This window comes from Kitasatospora sp. NPDC003701 (assembly GCF_053587085.1).
Window position 1 is genome coordinate 236,412 of record NZ_JBSFNM010000007.1, and the last position, 20,566, is coordinate 256,977.

General features: G+C 73.0%; 18 protein-coding genes and 1 pseudogene. 10 read left to right on the forward strand and 9 right to left on the reverse strand.

Features of this window, described 5'->3' with window-relative positions:
• Positions 1-64 precede the first annotated feature (64 nt).
• Both ACWDRR_RS09830 and ACWDRR_RS09835 read right to left on the reverse strand, forming a co-directional pair.
• The gene (locus tag ACWDRR_RS09830) at positions 65-3,211 is read right to left on the reverse strand and encodes a discoidin domain-containing protein (protein WP_449771660.1); all 3,147 of its coding nucleotides are present in this window, start codon (positions 3,209-3,211) and stop codon (positions 65-67) included.
• 365 nt (positions 3,212-3,576) lie between these two features.
• On the reverse strand, positions 3,577-3,714 hold the full coding sequence (locus ACWDRR_RS09835) for a hypothetical protein (RefSeq protein ID WP_449771661.1): 138 nt from the start codon (positions 3,712-3,714) through the stop codon (positions 3,577-3,579).
• A gap of 209 nt (positions 3,715-3,923) precedes the next feature.
• Here ACWDRR_RS09835 and ACWDRR_RS09840 point away from each other — a divergent pair, with 209 nt between their 5' ends.
• Positions 3,924-5,144, forward strand: coding sequence for an ALF repeat-containing protein (locus ACWDRR_RS09840; RefSeq protein ID WP_449771662.1), 1,221 nt, complete (start codon positions 3,924-3,926; stop codon positions 5,142-5,144).
• Between the two features lie 130 nt (positions 5,145-5,274).
• On the opposite strand, the gene ppnP is transcribed toward ACWDRR_RS09840, so the two are convergent.
• Positions 5,275-5,559, reverse strand: a complete 285-nt coding sequence (gene ppnP, locus ACWDRR_RS09845) for a pyrimidine/purine nucleoside phosphorylase (protein ID WP_449771663.1) — start codon at positions 5,557-5,559, stop codon at positions 5,275-5,277.
• Between the two features lie 120 nt (positions 5,560-5,679).
• The gene (locus tag ACWDRR_RS09850; RefSeq protein ID WP_449771664.1) at positions 5,680-7,131 is read right to left on the reverse strand and encodes an amidase; all 1,452 of its coding nucleotides are present in this window, start codon (positions 7,129-7,131) and stop codon (positions 5,680-5,682) included.
• A 128-nt stretch (positions 7,132-7,259) separates the two neighbouring features.
• Between ACWDRR_RS09850 and ACWDRR_RS09855 the strand changes: the two genes are divergently transcribed.
• The 3 genes from ACWDRR_RS09855 to ACWDRR_RS09865 all read left to right on the forward strand — a co-directional run bounded on the left by ACWDRR_RS09855 (position 7,260) and on the right by ACWDRR_RS09865 (position 9,374).
• The gene (locus ACWDRR_RS09855; RefSeq protein WP_449771665.1) at positions 7,260-7,877 is read left to right on the forward strand and encodes a TetR/AcrR family transcriptional regulator; all 618 of its coding nucleotides are present in this window, start codon (positions 7,260-7,262) and stop codon (positions 7,875-7,877) included.
• Positions 7,878-8,116: 239 nt separating this feature from the next.
• Positions 8,117-8,641, forward strand: a complete 525-nt coding sequence (locus ACWDRR_RS09860) for a hypothetical protein (RefSeq protein WP_449771666.1) — start codon at positions 8,117-8,119, stop codon at positions 8,639-8,641.
• Between the two features lie 211 nt (positions 8,642-8,852).
• Entirely contained in the window at positions 8,853-9,374 is a 522-nt protein-coding gene (locus ACWDRR_RS09865; RefSeq protein ID WP_449771667.1) for a hypothetical protein, read from the forward strand.
• 455 nt (positions 9,375-9,829) lie between these two features.
• Here the strand turns inward: ACWDRR_RS09865 and ACWDRR_RS09870 are convergent, their stop codons facing one another.
• A complete protein-coding gene (locus tag ACWDRR_RS09870; protein WP_449771668.1) occupies positions 9,830-10,693 on the reverse strand; it encodes a hypothetical protein in 864 nt (287 codons plus the stop codon).
• Between the two features lie 200 nt (positions 10,694-10,893).
• Here ACWDRR_RS09870 and ACWDRR_RS09875 point away from each other — a divergent pair, with 200 nt between their 5' ends.
• Complete coding sequence (locus ACWDRR_RS09875; protein WP_449771669.1) at positions 10,894-11,328, forward strand: hypothetical protein; 435 nt, start codon at positions 10,894-10,896, stop codon at positions 11,326-11,328.
• 162 nt (positions 11,329-11,490) lie between these two features.
• Positions 11,491-14,475 carry an AfsR/SARP family transcriptional regulator gene (locus ACWDRR_RS09880; protein ID WP_449771670.1) on the forward strand — a complete coding sequence of 995 codons (2,985 nt, stop codon included), beginning with the start codon at positions 11,491-11,493 and terminating at the stop codon, positions 14,473-14,475.
• A 65-nt stretch (positions 14,476-14,540) separates the two neighbouring features.
• Here the strand turns inward: ACWDRR_RS09880 and ACWDRR_RS09885 are convergent, their stop codons facing one another.
• Positions 14,541-15,413 carry a hypothetical protein gene (locus ACWDRR_RS09885; RefSeq protein ID WP_449771671.1) on the reverse strand — a complete coding sequence of 291 codons (873 nt, stop codon included), beginning with the start codon at positions 15,411-15,413 and terminating at the stop codon, positions 14,541-14,543.
• A 337-nt stretch (positions 15,414-15,750) separates the two neighbouring features.
• On the opposite strand from ACWDRR_RS09885, the gene ACWDRR_RS09890 reads away from it, so the two are divergent.
• Positions 15,751-16,101 (forward strand): hypothetical protein, encoded by a 351-nt coding sequence (locus tag ACWDRR_RS09890; RefSeq protein ID WP_449771672.1) that lies wholly within the window; start codon positions 15,751-15,753, stop codon positions 16,099-16,101.
• Positions 16,102-16,159: 58 nt separating this feature from the next.
• Here ACWDRR_RS09890 and ACWDRR_RS09895 read toward each other — a convergent pair whose 3' ends face one another.
• Positions 16,160-16,765 carry a TetR/AcrR family transcriptional regulator gene (locus ACWDRR_RS09895; protein WP_449771673.1) on the reverse strand — a complete coding sequence of 202 codons (606 nt, stop codon included), beginning with the start codon at positions 16,763-16,765 and terminating at the stop codon, positions 16,160-16,162.
• A 114-nt stretch (positions 16,766-16,879) separates the two neighbouring features.
• Here ACWDRR_RS09895 and ACWDRR_RS09900 point away from each other — a divergent pair, with 114 nt between their 5' ends.
• Positions 16,880-17,932, forward strand: coding sequence for an alpha/beta hydrolase (locus ACWDRR_RS09900; RefSeq protein WP_449771674.1), 1,053 nt, complete (start codon positions 16,880-16,882; stop codon positions 17,930-17,932).
• A 284-nt stretch (positions 17,933-18,216) separates the two neighbouring features.
• Here ACWDRR_RS09900 and ACWDRR_RS09905 read toward each other — a convergent pair whose 3' ends face one another.
• Positions 18,217-18,996, reverse strand: a complete 780-nt coding sequence (locus tag ACWDRR_RS09905) for a tetratricopeptide repeat protein (RefSeq protein ID WP_449771675.1) — start codon at positions 18,994-18,996, stop codon at positions 18,217-18,219.
• Between the two features lie 77 nt (positions 18,997-19,073).
• On the opposite strand from ACWDRR_RS09905, the gene ACWDRR_RS09910 reads away from it, so the two are divergent.
• Together ACWDRR_RS09910 and ACWDRR_RS09915 are read left to right on the forward strand one after the other, a co-directional pair.
• Positions 19,074-19,589 carry an HAD domain-containing protein gene (locus ACWDRR_RS09910; protein ID WP_449771676.1) on the forward strand — a complete coding sequence of 172 codons (516 nt, stop codon included), beginning with the start codon at positions 19,074-19,076 and terminating at the stop codon, positions 19,587-19,589.
• A gap of 293 nt (positions 19,590-19,882) precedes the next feature.
• Positions 19,883-20,470 carry an SMI1/KNR4 family protein gene (locus ACWDRR_RS09915; protein ID WP_449771677.1) on the forward strand — a complete coding sequence of 196 codons (588 nt, stop codon included), beginning with the start codon at positions 19,883-19,885 and terminating at the stop codon, positions 20,468-20,470.
• Between the two features lies 1 nt (position 20,471).
• Here the strand turns inward: ACWDRR_RS09915 and ACWDRR_RS09920 are convergent.
• Positions 20,472-20,566: pseudogene (locus ACWDRR_RS09920) on the reverse strand (16S/23S rRNA (cytidine-2'-O)-methyltransferase); the annotation flags it as partial.

Sequence of the window (20,566 nt, forward strand, 5' to 3'; positions counted from 1 at the left end):
GACCACGTGTGGCAACGACCCCTAGAGACCGCGAGGCCGCCGGGGGCCCGGGAGCGGTCCGGGGTCAGCTGACGCCGAGTTCACCGAGCTGGAGGTAGTAGTCGCCGAACTGGTCGGCGCTCAGCCGGGTGCCGGTGACCTTCACGTACCGGGCCGTGGTCGGAGCGAAGGTGAGGACCTGCGGCGCCGCGCCGGGGCGCGGCGTGCCCGTCCGGGTGGCGACGGTCGACCAGGCGCTGCCGTCCGCCGAGACCTGGACGGTGTAGTCCACCGGGAAGCCCAGGCCGGTGTTGGCACCGTCGGTGCGCGGGGTCAGGCTCACCCGGCTGATCAGGCTGGGGCCCTGGAGGTCCACGGTGACCCACTCGTTCGCGACCGGCCCGGCGGAGCGGGCACTGCTCCAGCCCATCGAGTGGTCGAGGGTGGAGTTCGCGACGCCGTCGTTGACCGCGGCCGGCCGCCAGCTGTAGGGGCCCGCCGAACTCGACGCCTGGACCGGCCGGTTGACCGCCAGATCGCCGCCCGCCGCCTCGATCTCGGCGAGCTGCATCCGGTACTGGCCGTTCGGGTCGGTGCCGAGCCTGGTCCCCGTCACCCGGACGTAGCGCACGTCGGCGGGCTGGAACGGGAAGGTCTGGACGGAGGCGTCCGACGGCTTCGGGTAGTTCTTGCGGTCGGCGACGGTCGACCAGGTGGAGCCGTCCGCGGAGACCTGGACGGTGAAGTCCACCGGGAAGCCCTTGCCGGCGGCCGGACCGTCGGCGCGCGGGTGGAGGTCCACCCGGCTGATCCGCCTGGTCGAGCCGAGGTCGAGCTGCGCCCACTCGCTGTGGTCCGCGTTCACCTCGGTGTTGCTGCTCCAGCCGTTGGTGCCGGTGGCCAGGCCCCGGCGCCCGTCGGTCAGCGCGGCCGTGCTCCAGCCGTCGCCCTCGTACGTGCTGGAGGTGGTGACGGCGGCGTTCTCCGCCGGGTCGGTGCCCGGGTTGAGCCGGACGTGCTCGAAGCGGGCGGACGCCCCGCCGGTGGCGAGGCCGAAGCCGCCGACCGGGTAGCCCTGGTCGGTCACGGTGAGCAGCTGGACGGACCCGGCGTAGACCTTGATCGTGCCGCCCTGGGCGGACACCCGCAGGCTGACCGTCTGGCCCGGGGTGTAGCCCGGCACCGTGGCCGACGCCAGTGCGACGCCGCTGCGGTTGACGAACACCTCGCCGTTGTCGCGCAGCGCGACCAGGTACCCGGTCTGCGACTCGGTCGGGTTCTGGTTGCGGACCACCATGCCCGCCCAGTTGGTGTCGCCGCCGTCGGGCCTGACCCCGGTGATCCGGACGTCGACGGAGGCCGAGACGTCCTGGTAGGCGCGCCCCGTCAGCCCCGCGACCACGTCCCAGCCGGAGTTGGCGTCACTCTGCACGTACCCGCCGTCCCCGGCGGCCGACCAGGAGCCGTTGACGGTGCGCCAGGAGGCGTCCTTGTCCGCGCCGAAGTCGTCGCCGAACGGGAAGGCCGCGTCCGGGGCGGGGGAGGCGAGGGCGTCGAGGATCTGCCTGTGCCGCTGGTCGGTCGCCGCGCCGGAGGTGGAGAAGTTGGTGGTGCCGCTGATCAGTGAGCCGATGAGCGCGCGGGCCAGCACCGGCTTGGTGGTGGCGAGCTGGTTCAGCAGCTCGTAGTCCTGGATGCCGGCGAGCAGGGCCTCGCTGCGGACGCTGTCGTAGACGCCGTAGGTGGCCTTGTTGGGACGGACGAGGTAGTAGTCACCGTCCATCCAGCCGTTGAAGGTGTCGAGGGGGGCGTAGTTGTTGTACGGGTCGGTCCAGATGTTCCAGCCCCAGTGCAGGAAGCCGTTGCCGCCGGCGGACGCCACCATCCACGGCGTCAGCCGGGAGTCGGACAGCGGGTAGCTGATGTAGCGGTTGAGGTGCTTGTCGGTGGGGTTGTTGCAGTAGTAGAGCCAGAAGTCCTTACCGGAGAGGCGGAGGTTCTGGTAGTACGCCATGTTCTGGTCGTACTGCGGCCCGCCGATGGAGGTCACCGTGCTGAGCGGGCCGTCGATACCGGGGACCGGGCTCTGGCGGGACTCGTTGCTCAGGCCGGCCGGGAAGGCGAGCTTGTAGTGGTCGTAGAGCCACACCGCGTTCTGGGTCTGGGTGGTGTCGGCGGGGTTGGGCTCGTCGACGGCGCTCATGTAGAAGACGTCGCTCCAGCGCCGCCCCGGGGCACAGGTCGGCCCCGCGTCCAGGCACTTGGTGTCGAGGTGCTCCTTCAGCGCCTTGAACACCGTGTCCAGGTACGTGCCGGCCGCGTCCGAACCGGCCTGCTGGAACACCTTCTTGACACCGCCCTGGCCGTCCGGGACGAGGGTCTCCAGGTCGCTGCTGCCCTCCAGCAGGGTGGGGGTGTAGATGTACTGCAGGGCGCCGGCGTCCTGGAAGGTCTGCAGGAAGCGGTCGAAGTTCGTCCAGCTGAAGGTCAGCTTGCCGTTGGCGTCCGACGTGGTGTCCGGGATGGACAGGGCCTGGAAGTCGGCGTAGACGACGTTGTTGCGGTGCTTGGCGTGGTCGGCGGCGAAGTTGGTGATGACCTTCCACCAGTCCTCGTCGAAGGCCTTGACCGGCGCGCCCGAGCCGTCGCTCTTGGTGTACTGCGCGGGGATCGAGGCCTCGGTCCAGTTGTAGTCCCAACCGACCGAGGTGAACCAGTTGTTCATCCGGAACGTCGACCGGTTGGCCGGCGGAACCGTCGCGTCGTACACCGTCACCGAGACCGGGACGTCCACCGCGCCGGCCGAACTCTGCACGGTGGCCCGCCCGGTGTAGACCCCGGGGGCCTGCCCGGTCGGCACCGCGACGCTGTAGTAGTACGGCTGGGTGGTGTTGGCGGCGAGGCTGTACGGGGTGTTCTCGACCAGCGCGTCGTAGTAGCTCGACCCGCCGTCCGGGGGCTCCTGGTGGTCGTTGCCCGGCGAGTCGGTCTTCTTGCCGACGTTCGGGTGGTTGTACTCCCGGTTCACGGTGATCCGCGAGGCCGGGATGGTGGCCCCGCCCGGACCGGCCAGGTCACCGGGGACCAGCTGGAGGCCGGTCAGTTGGGCACCGGCGCGCACCGCGATCTGGGCGGCCTGGGTCTCGTTGCGGGCGGCGAACAGGTCGACCCGCGGGGTGGCGCGGCCGGGGGCGGCCGAGGACGAGAAGACGTGGTCGTAACCGCTCTCCACCCACACGGACGGTGCCGTGGCCGCGGATGCCGACCCTGGTGACAGGGGAACCAACAGGGCGCCGAGCAGCGAGGGTATGAGGACCCTCGCAGGTATTTTGCCCACTGTGTACCTTTCTTGATGTTATGTAATCGACATATGCTGAAACTTCGTTGACGATTATCCAGGTTGTGGAGAGACCGAGTAGACCGGGCCCGGGACTGTTCGAGGGGGGAGCCGCCGGTGACCCGGCCTTCGACCTGTTCGGCGGCGACGAGGTCGCTCGCTGCACCGGCCGGCCGTCAGCCCGCACGTTCAGCTCGGCGGCACCCGCTGAGCAGCCCCCCACCAGGCCACCCCGAACGGGGGTGGTCCCGGGCGCCCCGTCACGAACACCGTCCGCGGACCCCGGTGGAGACCTGCGGCAGGTCGGGGCCGCCGAGCTCCTCCTCGAAGGCTTGGCGGCGGTCCTGGGCCCGGACGTGCGTGAAGTCCTCGGGCCGGACGGCCGATGGTTCGGGCACGGCGCTGACGGGCCGTCCGGGTGTGAGCTCGGCGGGCGCCTGGTCGCAGTTCGCACATGAACGAGTCGTCGGGGCCGTGCAGGCGGGGAGATCGCAGATGGTCCGCCCCCGTACGAGGCTCATCCCCGTTCCCGTCCCTTCCCCCTTCTCGTGGTCCGGTCGGAAGGGCAGGGACATCACGAAAATGCGTTCGCCTGTGGAGGGTGTCGTTGCTATACGATCACCCGGCCGACAAGGTGGACGCGGAGAACCGGGCGGCGATCGAGAGGCTGCTCGTCTACCCGAACGACTACCTGCTCACGGCGCCGAGCGACTACCTCCGCGAGCACGCGGCGGACGCCCTCGCCGGCACCCCGGCGGACCGGGCGCGCTTCCTCGCGGTGGAGGTGGACAGGATTCGCCGGGACGACGCGCGGATCGCGATCTTGCGGATCATGAACGTCGGCGGTCCGGTCGTCAAGAAGGCCGGCACCGCCGCGCTCGTCTCGGACGGCATCGAGGTGCTCCGCGCCTTCCTGAACCACGGTCAGTACACGGCCCGGGCCGAGGACGAGAACCGCGCCGAGGTGCAGCGGATCCTCGACGACCCGAGCAGCGGACCGGGTGTGCGCGAGGGCGCCCGGCAGGCACTCGCCGGGACCGCCGCGGACGTCGAGCGCTTCCTCAAGGTGGGAGCGCTGACGGCCGCGGAGCACGACGACCGGGTCCTGCTCAGCCAGATCATGTCGCGCGGTGGCCCGGCGGTGCAGAAGGCCGCCAACACCGCGATGTCCGGCACCATCGTGGACGTCCGCGCGTTCCTGAAGGTCGGCCAGTTCACCGCCCGCGCCGAGGACGAGAACCGCGCCGAGGCCGGCGCCGTCGTCGCCGACGCGACCACCGGCCGGCACGTCCGGGAGGCGGCCGAGAAGGCGCTCGCCGGGACCGCCGCGGACGTCGAGCGCTTCCTGAGGACGGAGCTGGAGCCGCTGCGGGAGAGCGACGACCGGATCCGCGTCTCCCAGATCATCGAGGCAGGGGGGACCGAGGTCCGGAAGGCCGGCACCGCCGCGCTCAACGGCACCGTCGCGGACGTCCGGGCCTTCCTGAAGGAGGGCCGGTTCACCGCCCGAGCCAAGGACGAGGCCGCCGCACAGGCCGCCACCGAGGCCGCGCAGACCAACTCCGGCACCACTCGGGCGGGCACTGCCGTGGCCCCCGCCCCGGCCACCGGCGTGGCCCCCGCCTCGGTCACCACCGGCACGAAGACCACCGGCACCACCGCCACGGCGGCCACCGGCACCACCGCGGCCGGCCAGGACACCGCCGGCGGCTCACTGGCCGCCACGGGCTCGACCGCCCCGCTCGGGCAGCTCACCGCCGCCGCCGGCGCGGCCGTCGCGCTCGGCGTCGGCGCGGTCGCGGTCTCGCGTCGCCGCCCGCGGGCCTGATCACCCTCCTCCGCCGGCCGGTGCGCCGCTCGCACCCGGCCGGCGGAGGGTCCCCGCACCCTTCGGCCGGGCCGGGACGGCGAACCTCACAGCGGCCCGCCCGCACCCCCGGACACTCGGTGGGGCGGAGTCAGTCGCGGTACTCGCAGAGGTAGGCGGACTCGACGGCGACCTTGACCTGGAACGTGCTGTCGGCCGCGACGTCGAACCGGTCGCCGGCCTTGAAGGCCTGCCAGGTCTCGGAGCCGGGCAGCTTGACGGTCAGGGCGCCGGAGACCACGTGCATGATCTCCCGCTTGGTGGTGCCGAACTCGTAGTCACCCGGAGCCATCACGCCAACGGTTGCCGGCCCCTCCTCCGCGCTGAAGCCGATCGACGTGACCGCGCCGTCGAAGTATTCGTTGACCTTGAACATGGGCACTCTCCTGGGAAACGGGCAGGGAGGGGCGTCCCGCTCGACGCGGTCCGGCCCTCGGTGCAGGAAGGCTAGCGGTAGCGGCTGCCCGGGCCGGTGGGCGCCCACGTCGGAGCGCGCTCAGGCGTCGTGGTGACCGCCCGCCCACACGGCGGGGGTCCGCTGCGCCCAGGGGGCGGCCCGTTCCAGTTGGCCGGCGAGACGGAAGAGGACGTCCTCGCGCCCGTAACCCGCGGCGAACTGGATGCCGACGGGGAGTCCGGTGGCGGGGTCGGTCTCCAGGGGGACGGACATGGCGGGGGTGCCGGCGACGTTGAACGCGGCGGTGAAGGGCGAGCGGTGGAGGAGTTGTGCGAGCCAGCCGAGACCGTCGGCGCCCGCGGCCCCCTCGGCGTACGTGCCCAGGCGGACGGGCGGTTCGGGCAGGGTCGGGGTGAGCAGCAGGTCGTAGGCGGTGAAGTACCGGCCGATCGCGCGGGCGACGCTGTTGCGCACCGTGAGCGCGTGGACGAACTCGGTCCCGCTGACCCGCTGTCCGTACGTGTAACTGGCCAGCATCTCGGGTTCGACGGTGGTGGAGTCGACGGGTCGCCCGAGGGCGGCGGCGAAGCCGTCGATCCACGTCACCAGGTTGGTGCTCCAGAGGCGGGCATTGGCCAGCGTGAACTCCTCCCAGCCGACGCCGAGGTCGACCTCGACCTCGTCCACCCGGTGCCCCAGGGATTCGGCGAGTCGTGCGGAGCGGAGTGCGGCGTCGACGACGGTGCCGTCGACGGTCCGGCCGCCCCAGGGCCGGGTGAGGAGACCGATCCTCAGACTGCCCGGGGAGCGGGTGATCTCCTGCGCGTAGGGCCGCTCCGGCGGCTGGGCGAAGTAGGGGTCACCGACCTCGGGACCGTGGACGAGGTCCAGGAGCGCGGCGCTGTCGCGTACCGAGCGGCTGAGGACGCCGTGGACGGCGAGCCCGTTGAAGACCTCGTCCGCGTCGGGGCCCATGGATATCCGACCGCGGGTCGGCTTCAGCCCGAACAGACCGTTGGCGGCGGCGGGGACGCGGATGGAGCCCGCCGCGTCGGTGGCGTGCGCGAGCGGGACGATGCCCGCGGCGACGGCGGCGCCCGAGCCGCCGCTGGAACCGCCGGGGCTGCGGGTCGGGTCCCAGGGGTTACGGGTGGCGCCGTACAGGACCCCTTCGGTGGTGGTGCTGTAGGCGAACTCCGGAGTCGCCGTGCGTCCGAGCGTCACCAGCCCGGCGCGGCGGAAACGCGTCATGAGCGACGAGTCGGTCCCGGCGACGTTTCCCGCGACGAGACGGCTGCCCAGCTCCACCCGCTGGCCGGCCATCGCGACGGCGATGTCCTTGATCAGGAAGGGCGCCCCCGCCAGCGGCGTGCTGCCGGGAGCCGGCGAGTCCTGTGCGGGCCAGGTCTCCACGATGGCGTTGATCTGCGGATTCACCAGGTCGGCGGCCCGCTGGGCGGTCGAGGCGAGTTCCGCGGCAGTCACTTCGCCGCGAGCCACCAGGTCGGCCAGACCGACGGCGTCGTGGTTCACGTACTCGGAGAGCTTCATTCTCGTCCCATCAGGAGGAGCGGTACCGATCAGTCCCGCACGATACCGATCGGTATCACGCGGGACTGATGGGTACCGTAGCATTGCGACCGGGCAGCGCAACGCCCCACCGGAACGATGAGGGCCGTATGGCGAGCGTGGACAGAGTCAGCAGGCAGAGCAGGGTGGCCAAGTTGCCGCCCCGGGAGCGGATCCTCGACGCGGCGGAGGAGCTCTTCTCGCGCGAGGGGATCAAGGCGGTGGGCGTCCAGGCGATCGCCGACCGGGCCGAGACCACCAAGATGGCGCTGTACCGCCACTTCGCGACCAAGGACGCGCTGGTCGAGGAGTGGCTCCGCATCGTCGCGGCCGACTACACCGCCGCGTTCGACCGGCTGGAGGACGCGCACCCCGACGAGCCCCGGGCGCAGATCCTGGGGCTGGCGCGGTTCATTGCCGACGGACTTCCCGGGATCTCCCACCGGGGGTGTCCGTTCATCAACTCCGTGGCGGAACTGCCCGACCGCACCCACCCGGCGCGGCGGCTGATCGAAGCCCACAAGGCCGGCCAGGTGCGCCGGCTGACCGATCTGTGCGCCCGGGTCGGGCTGCCCGATCCGGGCGAGGCGGCCGCGGAGATCACCTTCCTCCTCGAAGGAGCCCAGGTGAGCGCCCAGAACGGAAGCATCGAGCACGCGAGTGAGCGGCTCATGAGGATCGTCGAGGCCGTCCTGGACCGCCGCGCGATCCCCGGGGCCGCCCGGTGAAGGCCGCGGCGTGGAGCGACTCCGGAACCCCTTCCGAGGCCGTTCCCGGAACCCCTCCCGGAACCCCTTCCGAGGCCGTTCCCGGAACCCCTCCCGAGACCGCCGCGGACCGCCTGAAGGCCCGCTGGGCCGAGCCGGACGCGGCCGTCCCGCCCCGGTGGAAACGGGTCCGGCGGGCCACCTGGGCCAAGGCGGGTGCGGCGCTGGCCGCCCTGCTGGTCGCCGGAACAATGGCGACGGTGTTCGGGCCCGACGCCCCACAGCGCTACCGGCTGGATCCACCGCAGACCATCGGGGACCTGACCCGCGAGCCGGACAGCGCCGGGCGCTACGCGCGGCTGGACCAGGACATCTTCCCCGACCTGCCCGGAACGGTGCGGTACCGGGAGCACTTCGTGGCCGCCTACCGGCTGCCCGGAAGCGCCTCGGCCGACTTCACCGTGGTCGGCGCAACGGGCTCCTTTGCCAGTCCGCTCGGCGAGCTGGACCGTCTCCTCGGCCGTACGTACCCACAGGGGCCGATCCGCGGGGGCGTGCCCTCTCCCGAGGAGTACCTGGTGTTCCCCGCAGGACCGCTCGGCGGCTATCTCAAGTGCGTGGGCAACCAGGCCGGACTGGTGCCGGCCTGCGCCTGGGCGGACCAGAACGGGACCACCATCGGGTCCGTGGCGGACGAGCGGATCGGCGCCGACGCGGACGACCTGGTGGACCTCGCCGAGCACACCCGGGCCATCCGCGCGGCGATGACGCACTCGGCGAAGTAGCGCGCGCGGGTCCGGGCTCCCGGTCCGCGACGAGTCCCGGGCTCCTCGCGGACCGGGCTCGGCGCCCGACGAGGGGGCCGGCCTCCGGCCTGACGTGCATGAGCTGTCGGGCGACCTTGCACGCCATGAAGATCATTTAGCTGCGTTGAAACGCTAGAATGATCTTGATCCGTGTCGTAGGGGACATGGACGGTCGTAGCGGGAGTCTGTTGTGAAGCGTTTTACGCGCGTGTTCTTGACGCTGAGCATGATGTCCGCCCTCGGGGCTGCCATGGCGTCCCCCGCACACGCAGCGGCCCCGAGGATCTGCGTCAATCCTCATGTGGCCGGGCTCGGCGACACCGGATGGGTCTGCAACGAAGCCGGTGGGAAGACCTACGCGGGGACGGTCGGGCAGAACAGGGCGATCGAGGGCATGACGATCAGCATCAGCGGGATGGGAAGCTTCTGTGCTGATGCCCACTCTCGGAATCTGGGCTGGATAGGCGGCGCCGACCCGAGCCATGACCAGTGCGTCGGTGACGGAGAGTACCTCTTCATCGGCACCCGGGGTCAGAACCGCCCCATGGAAGCTCTGCGCGTCAGGATCCCCAACTGGCTGTACGTGTCGGGTATTGCGCACATGCAGAATGTCGGTTGGGGAGATTGGGTCAGCTTCCACCACATCGAGATCGGCAGCACCGGCGAAGCAAGGAACCTGGAGGCCGTTGCCCTGGCCCCGTTCCGGGCGTGATCGGCGAGGAGTGACGGGTCGGCCGGACCCGGGGTAGGAGCCAAGCGAACACCCGGGTCGCCGAAACCACGGTTCGGCGTCACCCCGGAGGGCGCGGGCGCGAGAACAACGGATCCGCGACCGGCACCCTGGTCGAACGGACCACCCGCTTCGTGGTGGTGGTCCACCTCCCGAGCACGCGCGACACCGCCACCGTCCGCGTCGGCGCAGCCGGCCTCCGCTCCTTCCGCGGGATGGTCCGCACGATCGCTGACCACCGCGACACGGCGGATGTCGTTCTTGCCGATGGCCGGCCGCCAGGGCTCGCCCCGCCGGCCGGCGCGCCCTGCCGGCCGGCGCGCCCTGCCGGCCGGCGCGCTCCGGCGGGCAGCCGCGCGGTCGGGCCCCCGCAAGGCCGATGGCCCGCGATCCGACCACTGGTCGGGCCGCGGGCCATCAGCCTCGGACGGGGGACCTCAGGCGCACTTGGTGCTGTGATCGACCAGCGCGATGCCGTTGACCTGCTGTCCGTCCACGGTGAACTCGTAGAACCAGCCCTGCTTGCCCTCGACCGGGACCTCGTAGCGGCCGCTCTTGGCCAGTTCGAGGCCCTTGGCGCCGTACGCCTTCTGGAGGTCGGCCACCGTCGAACCGGCCCCGACGCCCTCGGCGGTGCGGGCGCCGGCCGGGCCGACCAGCTCGCGCAGGCCGGCCGCGCCGAACGACACCCGCCCCGCGGCGAGGAACGCCTTCTCCTTCGCCTCACGGGCCGTCAGCAGCTCGACCCGGGCCATGCTCGCGTCCGCCATCAGCTTGGCGTTGGCCGCCGCGCTGTCGGCCCCCGTCGACTGGCGGGCCGCGAACTCCGCGGCCTCCTTGGCGGAGGCGTTCGGCCGCAGGGTTTCCGGCTTGGACCCCTGCTTGGCCGCGTCGGCCTTGGCGTTCAGGTCCTTGTACGTGGCCTCGGTCGCCGCCTCGGCCGCCATCCGGGCGGCGTCCGGTGCCGGGCCGCCCTTGTACGCGAAGTCCGTGCAGCCCTCCAGCAGTGAGACCGGTGCCGCCTCCAGGGCGCCGGTCGCCAGCGCGGCGTCCTTCGCCATGCCCGGCGTCAGGCCGCGGTAGCCGGTGGCGCCGAACGCCTCCGGGGCCTTGGTGGCGGTCGGCGCGGCCGCCGTCGTGGCTGCCGGTGCGGCGTCAGCCGTCCTGGCGGCGGCCGTCTTGGCCTCGGACGCCTTGTCGTCGGATGCCTTGTCGTCGGACGAACAGGCCGCCGCGCCGGTGGCCATCAGTGCCGCCGTCAGTGCGATCGCGGCCGTGCGCCTCGTGTGGAACTTCCCCATCGGTGATCTTTCCTCCTGTTTCGTCGAACACCGTAGCGAATGCGCGCCCATGAGCCACATCGGATATCCACGCCGTCCAACGGGTTCGGCGCGCCCGAACACCCAGGTCGGCGGGTGGTCCGAAGCCCGCCCTCACCACCCCGCCGGCCCGGCTACGCTGGCACCGGGCGCCGACGCGCCGCGAAACCGGGGGAGATCGTGTGGCGGTCGTTCTGAAGCGCGGCTACACCCTGGCCGCCTGGCCGTGGCGGACCATGTCGTGGGTACGGGTGCCCGACGGGCTGGAATTCGCCCTGTACGAGGTCAGCGACCTCGTCCTGCGCGGCGTCACCGTGCCCAGCACCCCCGAGGAGGACGCCCGTTGGAAGGCCGCCCTCGACGCCTTCCGGACCGTCCTGGAGGACGCCGAGCGGGAGGTGCGCCATGCCCACGGAGTGCGTCGCCGAACCGGGCTCATGGTGGACAACGGCGTGACGCGACTGCGCCGTTACGACCTGCTGCCCGGCCGTGCGGCCCGTTCCCGGCAGGCCTTCGCCCGGTGCGAGGCCGCGATGCGGGCCGCGGCGGAGGCCTACCGGCCGGTGCGCGAGGAGATCGAGGCCCGCCTCGCGCAGGGCGCGGCCGACCGTGCCTGACGGGCCTGCCGTACTCGAAGGACCCCGTGCGGACACGTCCTCCGGGCCTGCCGCCCGCGGGCTCCTGCTCCGTTGACACCGGGCGGGCGCCGGGAAAGGATGCCAACTGCCCCGGGCCGGTAGCCGGTTCGGGCCACGGTCGGCCGAACACCTGGGGCAGGGGTGGAGTTCAGGATCCTGGGGGCGCTGGAGGTCCGCGCCGAGGGTGCGCCGGTCAGGCTCGGTGGTCCGCTCCAACGAGCCCTGCTGGCCGTGCTCGTGGTCCACGCGGACCGCGTCGTCCCGGTCGCCAGGCTGGTCGACGCGGTCTGGGACGAGACCCCGCCGGCCACGGCCGAACGCCAGATCCGCAACATGGTCGGCCTGCTGCGCCGCGCGCTCGACCCCCGGCCCGGCCGGGCCTCCCGGATCGTCACCGACGGCCCGGGCTACCGCCTCGGGACGGAGGGCGCCCGGGTGGACGCCCGGGAGTTCGCCTCCCGGGTCGCCGGCGCGGCCGGCCGGGGCGCCGGGGAAGCCGCCCAGCTGCGAGCAGCCCTCTCGCTCTGGCGCGGCCCCGCCCTGGACGGTCTGCCGGGCCGGGTGCTGGCCGCCGCCGCGGCCGGCCTGGAGGAGCAGCGACTGTCGGCCCTGGAGCGGCTCTTCGAACGGGAGCTGGACGCGGGCCGCCATCAGGAGGTCGTGCCGGAACTGACCGGGCTGGTCGCCGAGTTCCCGCTCCGCGACCGCCTGGTACGACACCTGCTGACGGCGCTGGCCCGCACCGGCCGCCACGCCGACGGGTTGGAGGCCTACCGGCGGCACGCCGCCCGGCTCGCCGAGGACCTGGGCCTGGACCCGGCCCCGGATCTGCAGGCCCTCCAACAGGCGCTGCTCCGGCCGTCCCGTCCGAGCGCCCCGCCGCCCGGCCTCGTGCCGACCGCCCTCTCGCCGTCCGAGCTCCTGCCCCCGGACCCCTCGCTCCCCGACCCCTCGCTCCCCGATCCCTCGCCGCCCGACTCCTCGCCGCCCGGCCCGCGGCCTGCCCAACTCCCGGCGGACCTGCCGGTGTTCGTCGGCCGCGTCCACCACCTGCGCACCATGGACACCCACCTGACCGGTCCCGGACCCGGCAGGCCCGGGACCGGCCCGGCCCCGGCGGCCGTCACTGTGATCACGGGCATCCCGGGGGTCGGCAAGTCGGCCCTGGCAGTGCGCTGGGCGCACCTGGCCCGGGACCGCTTCCCCGACGGACAGCTCTTCGCCGACCTGCACGGCTGGTCCCCGACCGGTCCGCGGGCACCCCACGCGGTGCTCGGCGCGTTCCTGCGGGCCCTGGGCGTCGGGACCGAGCAGATCCCCGCCCAACTCGACGACGCCGCCGCCCTCTACCGGTCCCTGCTGGCCGGCCGGCGGGTCCTGATCGTCCTGGACGACGCGCGCAGCCCCGGTCAGGTCCGCCCGCTGCTGCCCGGCACCGGCGGCTGCGTGGCCGTCGTCACCAGCCGGGACCGGCTCACCGGGCTGGTCGTGCGGGAAGGCGCCCACCGGATCCAACTCGACGACTTCACCCCGGCCGAGGGTCAGGCCCTGCTGACCCGGGTACTGGGTGCCGACCGCATCACGGCGCGACGGTCGGCCGGCACCCGGCTCCTCGCGGCCTGCGGCCACCTCCCGCTGGCCCTGGGCATCGCCGCCGCCCATCTGCGCGACCGTCCGCACCACGACGTCGAGGCCTTCGCCACCGAGCTGTCCGCCGCAGGCGACCGCCTGGACCTCCTGGACGCCGAGGGGGACGACCGGTCCTCCCTGCGGGCCGCGTTCGACCTCTCCTACCGCGCGCTCGACCCCGCCGCCCGGCGCCTGTTCCGCCTGCTCGGGCTCAGCCCCGTGGTGGACCTCACCGCCCCCGCCGCCGCGGCCGTCGGCGCGCTGAGCACCACCGAGTGCGCCCGGCTCCTGCACCGGCTCGCGGCCGCCCACCTCGTCACCGAACGGTCCGCCGGCCGCTACCGCTTCCACGACCTGCTGAGGCTCTTCGCGGCCGAACAGGCCCGGCGCCAGGAGAGCGAGGAGACCCGGCAACTGGCGCTGCGCCGCTGGTACGCGTGGTGCCTGCGGCACGCGGAGGTCGCCGCCCGGGTGCTGGCGCCCGGGCGGCCCACGGTCGCGCCGGCCCCGCCGCCCGACGGCCTGCGGACGGACGACTTCACCAGCCCCGGCCAGGCCGTCCAGTGGTGCGACGACCAGCGGGCCAATCTGCTGGCCACCGTCCACCACGCCTTCGAGCACGGGCACGACGAGGCGGCCTGGCAGCTCCACGCTCTGCTCTGGGGCTACCTGCACCGCAGCGCGCCGCACGTCGAGCGGGTGGCACTGGGCCGGACGGCGGCGGCCGCGGCCCGGCGGCTGAACGATCCCGTCGCCCAGGGGCGGAGTCTCAACGACCTCGGCCACGCCTGGACCGCCCTGGGCGACCTCGCGTCGGCCCGCCGGTACTACCGCCAGGCCCTGGACCTCGTCCGCCCGGCCGGTGCCCCCTCGGTCGAGGGCCAGGTGCTGGCCAACCTCGGTGCGTGCCACTTCTTCAGCGGCCGCTACGCCGAGGCGGCCGACGCCTTCGAGCGGGCCCTCGGCCTGCTGCCGGGGGAGGGGCCCGGGGCCGACCACTGGACGATCAGCCTGTGCGAGACGAGCCTCGCCGGGACCTATCTGTTCCTGGGCCGGTACGCCGACGCGCAGGCCCGGGCGGAGCGGGTGCTGGCCCGGGAGGGGCGCGTGCACGGCGGCCCGATGGAGTGCTCGCTCCGCAACGTCCTCGGGTTCGCCGGGTACGTCCTGGGGCGGCCCCGCGAGGCGGTCGGCCACTACGAGCAGGCCCTCGCCGTCGGCAGCCGCCTGACGGGGTACGACGACCAACGGGCGAACTCCCTGGTCGGACTGGCCGCCGCGTGGCGGGCGCTCGGCCGCGAGGACGAGTCGCTGCGGGCCTGGGAGGCGGCGCTCGCGCTCTACCGGGACCTGCCCCCGCACTACCTCACCGTCGTGCTCGACCTGCTGGCACCGTTCGGGTTCACCCCGCCGGCCGAGGCGGTGGCCGCCGGCCCGCGCCCGCCGGAGCCCCGCGCGGCGACCCTGCCCGGGCCCCGAGGGGAGCCGGTGGCGTAGCGACCGGCGGGGCGCGGTGGACGCGCCCGGCGGCTCGGGACCTCCGCCGGCAGGGGTCTGCTCGGCTAGCCGGCGCTGCGGGCCCGCCGGCCGACGAGCCCGGTCAGCGAGGAGACCGTCGTGCGCGGCGGCTGCCGCAGGTCGCGGTCCGGACGCAGGACCGTGCGGAACACGGCCCAGGCGAGTGCACCGAGGGCGAAGCCGTAGACGGAGACCAGCCCGTGCCCGTTCTCCTGGGCGAACCACATCGCCAGCCCGAGCACGGGGACACCGAGCGCGAGCAGCCGGTTCTTGCGGACGGCCGTGCTGCGCGCGGCGTCGTCGGCGGTCTGGTCGTCGGCGCCCGGGCCGGTGGCGTTCCGGTCGGCGGCGTTCCGGTCGGCGGCGCCCGGGTCGGCGGCGTTCTGGTCGGCGGCGCCCGGGTCGGCGGCGTTCTGGTCGGCACCCCCGCGCAGCAGCAGCGCCGCGGCCAGCGTCGCGCCCAGGAAGTAGGTGGCACCGGAGCTGCCGGCGAAGTTGCGGGGGTCGGTGCTGTGGGAGGTCTGGCCCCACAGCTTGTCGATCTGCTCCGGCAGCAGGATGCCCGCGGCGAACAGGCCGAGCGTCAGCGGCGCGCCCCAGAACCAGTCGGCGAAGGCCGCGACGGCGGCGAGGGTGGCGATGTTCCAGGCGGACCCGCCGAGGCCGCCGTTCTGCATGAAGACCGAGGTGACCACGCGCCACCAGCCGGACTTCGCCGGATCCGCGTCGAGCGCCCCCATCGCGCCCGACCAGCAGAGCTGGAGGGCGACACCGCCGAGCGCGATCGCGGTCAGGCCGACGGCCGCCCAGGGAATCCGCCGCCCGCCCAGGGTGCTCTGGCCGACCAGGGCCAGACCGCCGTTGAACATCAGTACCATCAGTGCCGCCGTGGTCACGTTGAACAGCAGAACGTCCATCGTCACCACCCCCCTTCGAGCCGTGCGCGATTTGCTGATCATGACAGTAGCGCGACAAGGGGCATTTTCAAACACTGTTTGAAAGTGGGCCTCGCCCGCCGGCCCGCGGCCGTGAAGCCGACCCCGACCGGACCGTCCCGGCAGGTCGGCGGCGCGCCCGGCACGAACGCCCGCCGCGAACGCCCGCCGCCCTGGCCGTCAGGGCCTCGAACGCCGCCGGCCGCCGGACACTATTCGGTTGCGGGGGTGGCGCGCGGCGGTGAGAATCGGCCGTTGCCCAGGTCCTGGGCAGCCGATCGACCATGCCCGGCGCGGTGTGTCGTCCAAGGAGATCACCATGGCAGCCGCAGGCGTGGCGGACGAGACGTCCTGGTACGCGGTCCGCTGCGTGTTCCACTGGGATGCCTGCGAGGGCACCCCGTACGAGGAGCGCCTGACGCTGTGGCAGGCCGTCTCGACGAACCGGGCCATCGCCAGGGCGGAGGCCGAGGCGCGGACGTATGCCGAGGAGAACGGCCTTCGGTACCTGGGACTGGCCCAGTGCTACCGCCTGGCCACCGAAGGGCGGCCGGGCGACGGGGACGAGGTCTTCTCCCTCCTGCGCGACAGCTCCCTCGACGGGGAGGCGTATCTGGACCGCTACTTCGACACCGGCCACGAGCGCCAGGGCACCACGACCGGGGAGTGACGCCCGGGGGCGGGTGACGGCCGGGGAGTGGCGGCCGGAGCGGGTGACGGTCTGGGGGTCAGGCCCCGGCTCCGCTCCTCAGGCCGTCCAGCACCATGTCCGTCAGGCGCTCCGGCAGGTCCGGTTCGATCGGACGGTGGCCGAGCACGGAGCGGGTCTGGAGCGGGGAGCAGAGCAGTTCCAGGGCCAGGGCCGTGTCGGTGTCCGTCGGGAGTTCCCCCCGTTCGACGGCCCGGCCGATGATGGCGCCGGCCTGATCGAGACGGGACTGCCAGAAGGTCTGCCAGGCCTCGGCGAGGTCGGGGTCGTCGGAGCTGAGCGCGGCCGCCCGGGCAACGGCGCGGCCGGCCGGGGTGGCGAGGTACGCGGCGAGCGCGCGGGCGAAGGCGGCCAGGTCGGTGCGGACGGATCCGGTGTCGGGGACGGGGATGCCCTCGTCGCTTCCGGCGAGCATGGCGTCCAGGACGAGCTTCTCCCGGGTGCCCCAACGCCGGTACACCGTGGTCTCGTTGACTCCTGCGCGGGCCGCGACCCCGGCGATGCTGAGCCGGGCGATGCCCTCCTCGGCCAGTACCTCCATGGTGGCCGCCAGTACGGCCTGGCGGACGCGTGCGGCGCGGCCGCCGGGGCGGCGGCGGACCGGCTCCGGTTCTTCCTCGGTCATGTGTCGATCACCTCGACCACCACCTTAACGCAGGGCTACTTGCATTAAGAGCCACCCGGGCGCATAGTCGCTAATGCAAGAGTTCCGGCTTTAAGCGCAGCAGGAGGCACCACCATGTCCTTCACCTGGCCCCTGGACCCGCACGACCTGTTCGTCGAGCGCTACCCGCAGATGACCCTCGGCCTGCCCGCCGACGAGGTGGACGCGGTCCGCGCCGCCGTCACCGAGATGTGGCCCGACCGGCCCGGCAGCTGGGTCCACGAGTGGTCCGCCCTCGCCGCCCGGCACGCCGAGGCCGGGCGCCACCGCCTGGCCGCGCAGGCGTACGGCTGGGCCAAGTTCCCCTCACTGGCCGACGACCCGAAGCGCACCGCGCTCGCCCGCCAGGTCGAGCAGTACGTCCTCGCCGCCCCCGGCTTCCCGGTGGAGTTCGAGCGCCGCACGCTCACCCTGCCGTACCGCAGCGGGGAGGCCACCCTGCCGATCCACCTGATGGCCGCCCCCGGCCTGCCCGCCGACGCGCCGGTCGTACTGGCCAGCGGCGGGGTGGACTCCTGGAAGACCGACCTGCACGGCATGTGGGAGCAGCTCGCGCTCACCCTGCCCGCCCGACTCCTGCTGTTCGACCTCGCCGGCACCGGCGAGACCGCCCACCTGCCGATGACCCCGGACGGCGGGGCCGAGGTGATCGCCGGACTGGTCTCCTTCGCCCGCACGATCGGCAACGGGAAGGTCGGTCACTTCGGCATCTCGATGGGCGGCTACTACTCCGCCCGGACCGGACTGACCGGAGCGGTGGACGCCTCCGTGGTGCTCGGCGGCCCGGTGGAGCGCTCCTTCGCTCCGGGGCGCGGCTTCGCCTTCGGCATGGACGGCATCGTCGGCAACGCCCTGGGCTTCGACGCCATGCCGAGCACGGCCGAGCGCGAGGCGGCCTTCGCGGCCTTCAACCTGCGCCCGCTGCTGGACCAGGACGCCAACGGGCCGATGCTCGTCGTCAACGGCACCGAGGACGTCCACGTTCCACAGGACGACACCCTGGTGTTCAAGGGCCGCCGGGACACCCGGGTCGAACTGATTCCGGACACCGGCCACTGCGCCATCTCGCGCTTCGGTGAGGCGATGGCCGTGATCACCCCTTGGCTGCAGAGCACCCTGATCGGCTGACCCGGCTTCCTTTCACGGACGCTCACCCCCGCCTGGCTGCTCGCCCGGAGCGGCCAGGCGGGGGGTGAGCGTCCGGGGACCGGCGGAGGGTGCGTGACCGTACGCGCGGCCTGGTCGAGCGTGCGGAACCCGAAGCCGACCAGGGTGACGCTCTCCCGCGGGCGCACGCGCTGCTGCGCGGTGAGCCCGGCCACAGCGTCCCGAGGTACCGGGAACTCGTCCGCGCACGGGGACGGCGTCCGGGCCGTGGTGCGGGACCGGAGCGGGGCGGTCCACCGGCGGCTCTACCGGCTCGGTGCGGCGAGGTCTGCCGCCGATGCGTCGGCCTGGCCGATCAGAAGCTCGACCCGGTCGAGTGCGGCCCGCGTGGACCCGATCAGCTCGGTGTCCCCCTTGGCGACCCGCAGCCGCAGCGCTTCCTGGAGACGGGTCCGGGCATCCGCGAGATCGCCGCGCTCCATCAGATGCTTACCGGTGTGCTGGAGCGCGAAGTCCACGAGCTCCGGGTGCCGCCTTCGCGCGGTGTCCAGTGCGCTGCGGTAGAGCGCGTCCGCGCCCTGGACGTCCCCGGCGTAGCGGTGCGAGTCGGCCAGATTGAGCCCGGTGGCAATGACGGCCGGGGTGTTGCCGAGCGCTTCGGCGAGGTCGAGCGACTGCCGGAGCGCGGTACGGGCCTCCTCGTGGTGGCCCAGGCACAGCTGGCCGATGCCGATCCATCGGGTCAGGACCCGAGTGCGCGCGGGGTCGGTCTCCTCGGGCAAGGCCCGTAGTTCCTCGTGGAGTCGGCCGACCGCGGTGGTCAACTCGTTCCGGTCCGTGGGGACCATCCGCAGGTTGTCGTCGTGAGTGATGAGGTGCCCGAGCACGTGACCCTCCGTCGTTCGGTTCTGTCCAGCGTGGCACTCCAACTGCTCGGTCGGGTGGCGAAGTTCGGCCAACGGCTCCACGCAGGTCGCGTGGAGGGCCCTGCCGATCTCCCCGTACTGGTTGCGGTGCTCCCCCTGCCCGGCCCGCCAGTTGATCCCGATCCTGGGCGATGTCGTGGAGGAGTACCCGTCGGCCATGGCGGAGCAGGCGGGGTGGCCGCCGGGTTCGTGCCTCGGAGGCCGCACCCGGTGGGGTCTGCCGCTACCGTGCTCCCGTGACCGGCACTGCGCAGCGTCCGCTGCTGTTCCTCGATGTCGACGGGCCACTCATCCCGTTCGGCGCGGCGTCGTATCCGACCTGGCCGACAGTTTCCGAACCGCCTGACGCGGACGTGAATCCGCTCCTGAGCAGGATCGACCCCGAGCACGGGCGCCGGCTGGCCGCGCTTCCGTGCGAGGTGGTCTGGGCCACGACGTGGATGGCTGACGCGAACGAGTGCATCGCTCCCCGGATCGGCCTGCCGCAGCTGCCCGTGGTGGTCTGGCCGGAGCCGTCCGACCTCGACGACCAGGACGAGCGGAGCGGACTGCACTGGAAGACCCGCGCCCTGGTCGAATGGGCGGCGGGGCGGCCGTTCGTCTGGGTCGACGACGAGGTCACCGACATCGATCGGGCCTGGGTCGCTGCCCACCACCGGGGACCCGCCCTGCTCCATCGTGTCGACCCCCGTCGCGGTCTGACCGATGGTGACTGCGCCGCGATCGACTCGTGGCTGCGACACCTGCCCTGAGCTCGTGATCCGTCCAGCGGTGTCGAAGAAGCGGATCTGGTGATCCCTCGTCCGGGTGTTTTCGGGACGGCAGTACGACTTTCGCGTGATCCTGAACTCGACGACGAGGTGAAGGACTTCACGCGAAGGCCGTGGTGGTGATGGTGGTCAGGGCCGCGGCGGCGACGGCGACGAATACCGCCGCCCCGCGAACCGGCGAGCCGCGCCGCCGGTCCGAGCCACCACAGAGTCGGCACCACACCACGCCGCACCGGATGGCGGTCGTGTCACAGCGTTCTGCGAGGCTACGACCCATGATCGAGCCTCCACGCATCGGCATCAGCCCGGTGATTGCTTCAGTGACCGAGTCCTGGACCTTCATCGACGCCTGGCTGGCGGAGCACGCGCCGGCCAGCCTGGCCGACCTCCGGTTGCCCGCATCGCCCGAAGCCATCGACAGAGCGGAGGAGCAGCTCGGATTCGCGCTTCCCGCTGACCTGCGGGAGTCGTTGCTGTGTCACGACGGCGACGGCTCGTCCGTCGGAGTCCTCCCGTGCGGCCCCCTGTACTCCGCGGAGAGGATCGTCGAGGTCCGCGACATGCGGATGAGCATGTGGGAGGCCGACGATCCGGACCAGCAGGACGACCCGTGGTGGGGAACGCTGTGGGTGCCGTTCGCCGGCGGCGACGGCGACGAGCACTTCATCGACAGCGGCCCCGGCCTGTGGCACGACCACCTCGGCCGGGCTCCGCACGACGACTCCGCCTACTTCATCGGTTGGCCTGGTCTCGCCACGTGGCTGCACGCCGTCACCCAGGCGATGGCGCACTACGCGGACCGTGACTGGGTCGGAACGGCCTACCGGCCGATGCTCCGGAGCGACGGGACCGTTGACTGGTAGGCTCCGCCGGGTCCAACTGCGGGGCGTCCCGGCGCAGCCAGAGGAAGTACTCGTCGTTCCCCGACGGCCCCGGCAGCGGGCTCGCGGTGACCGCCC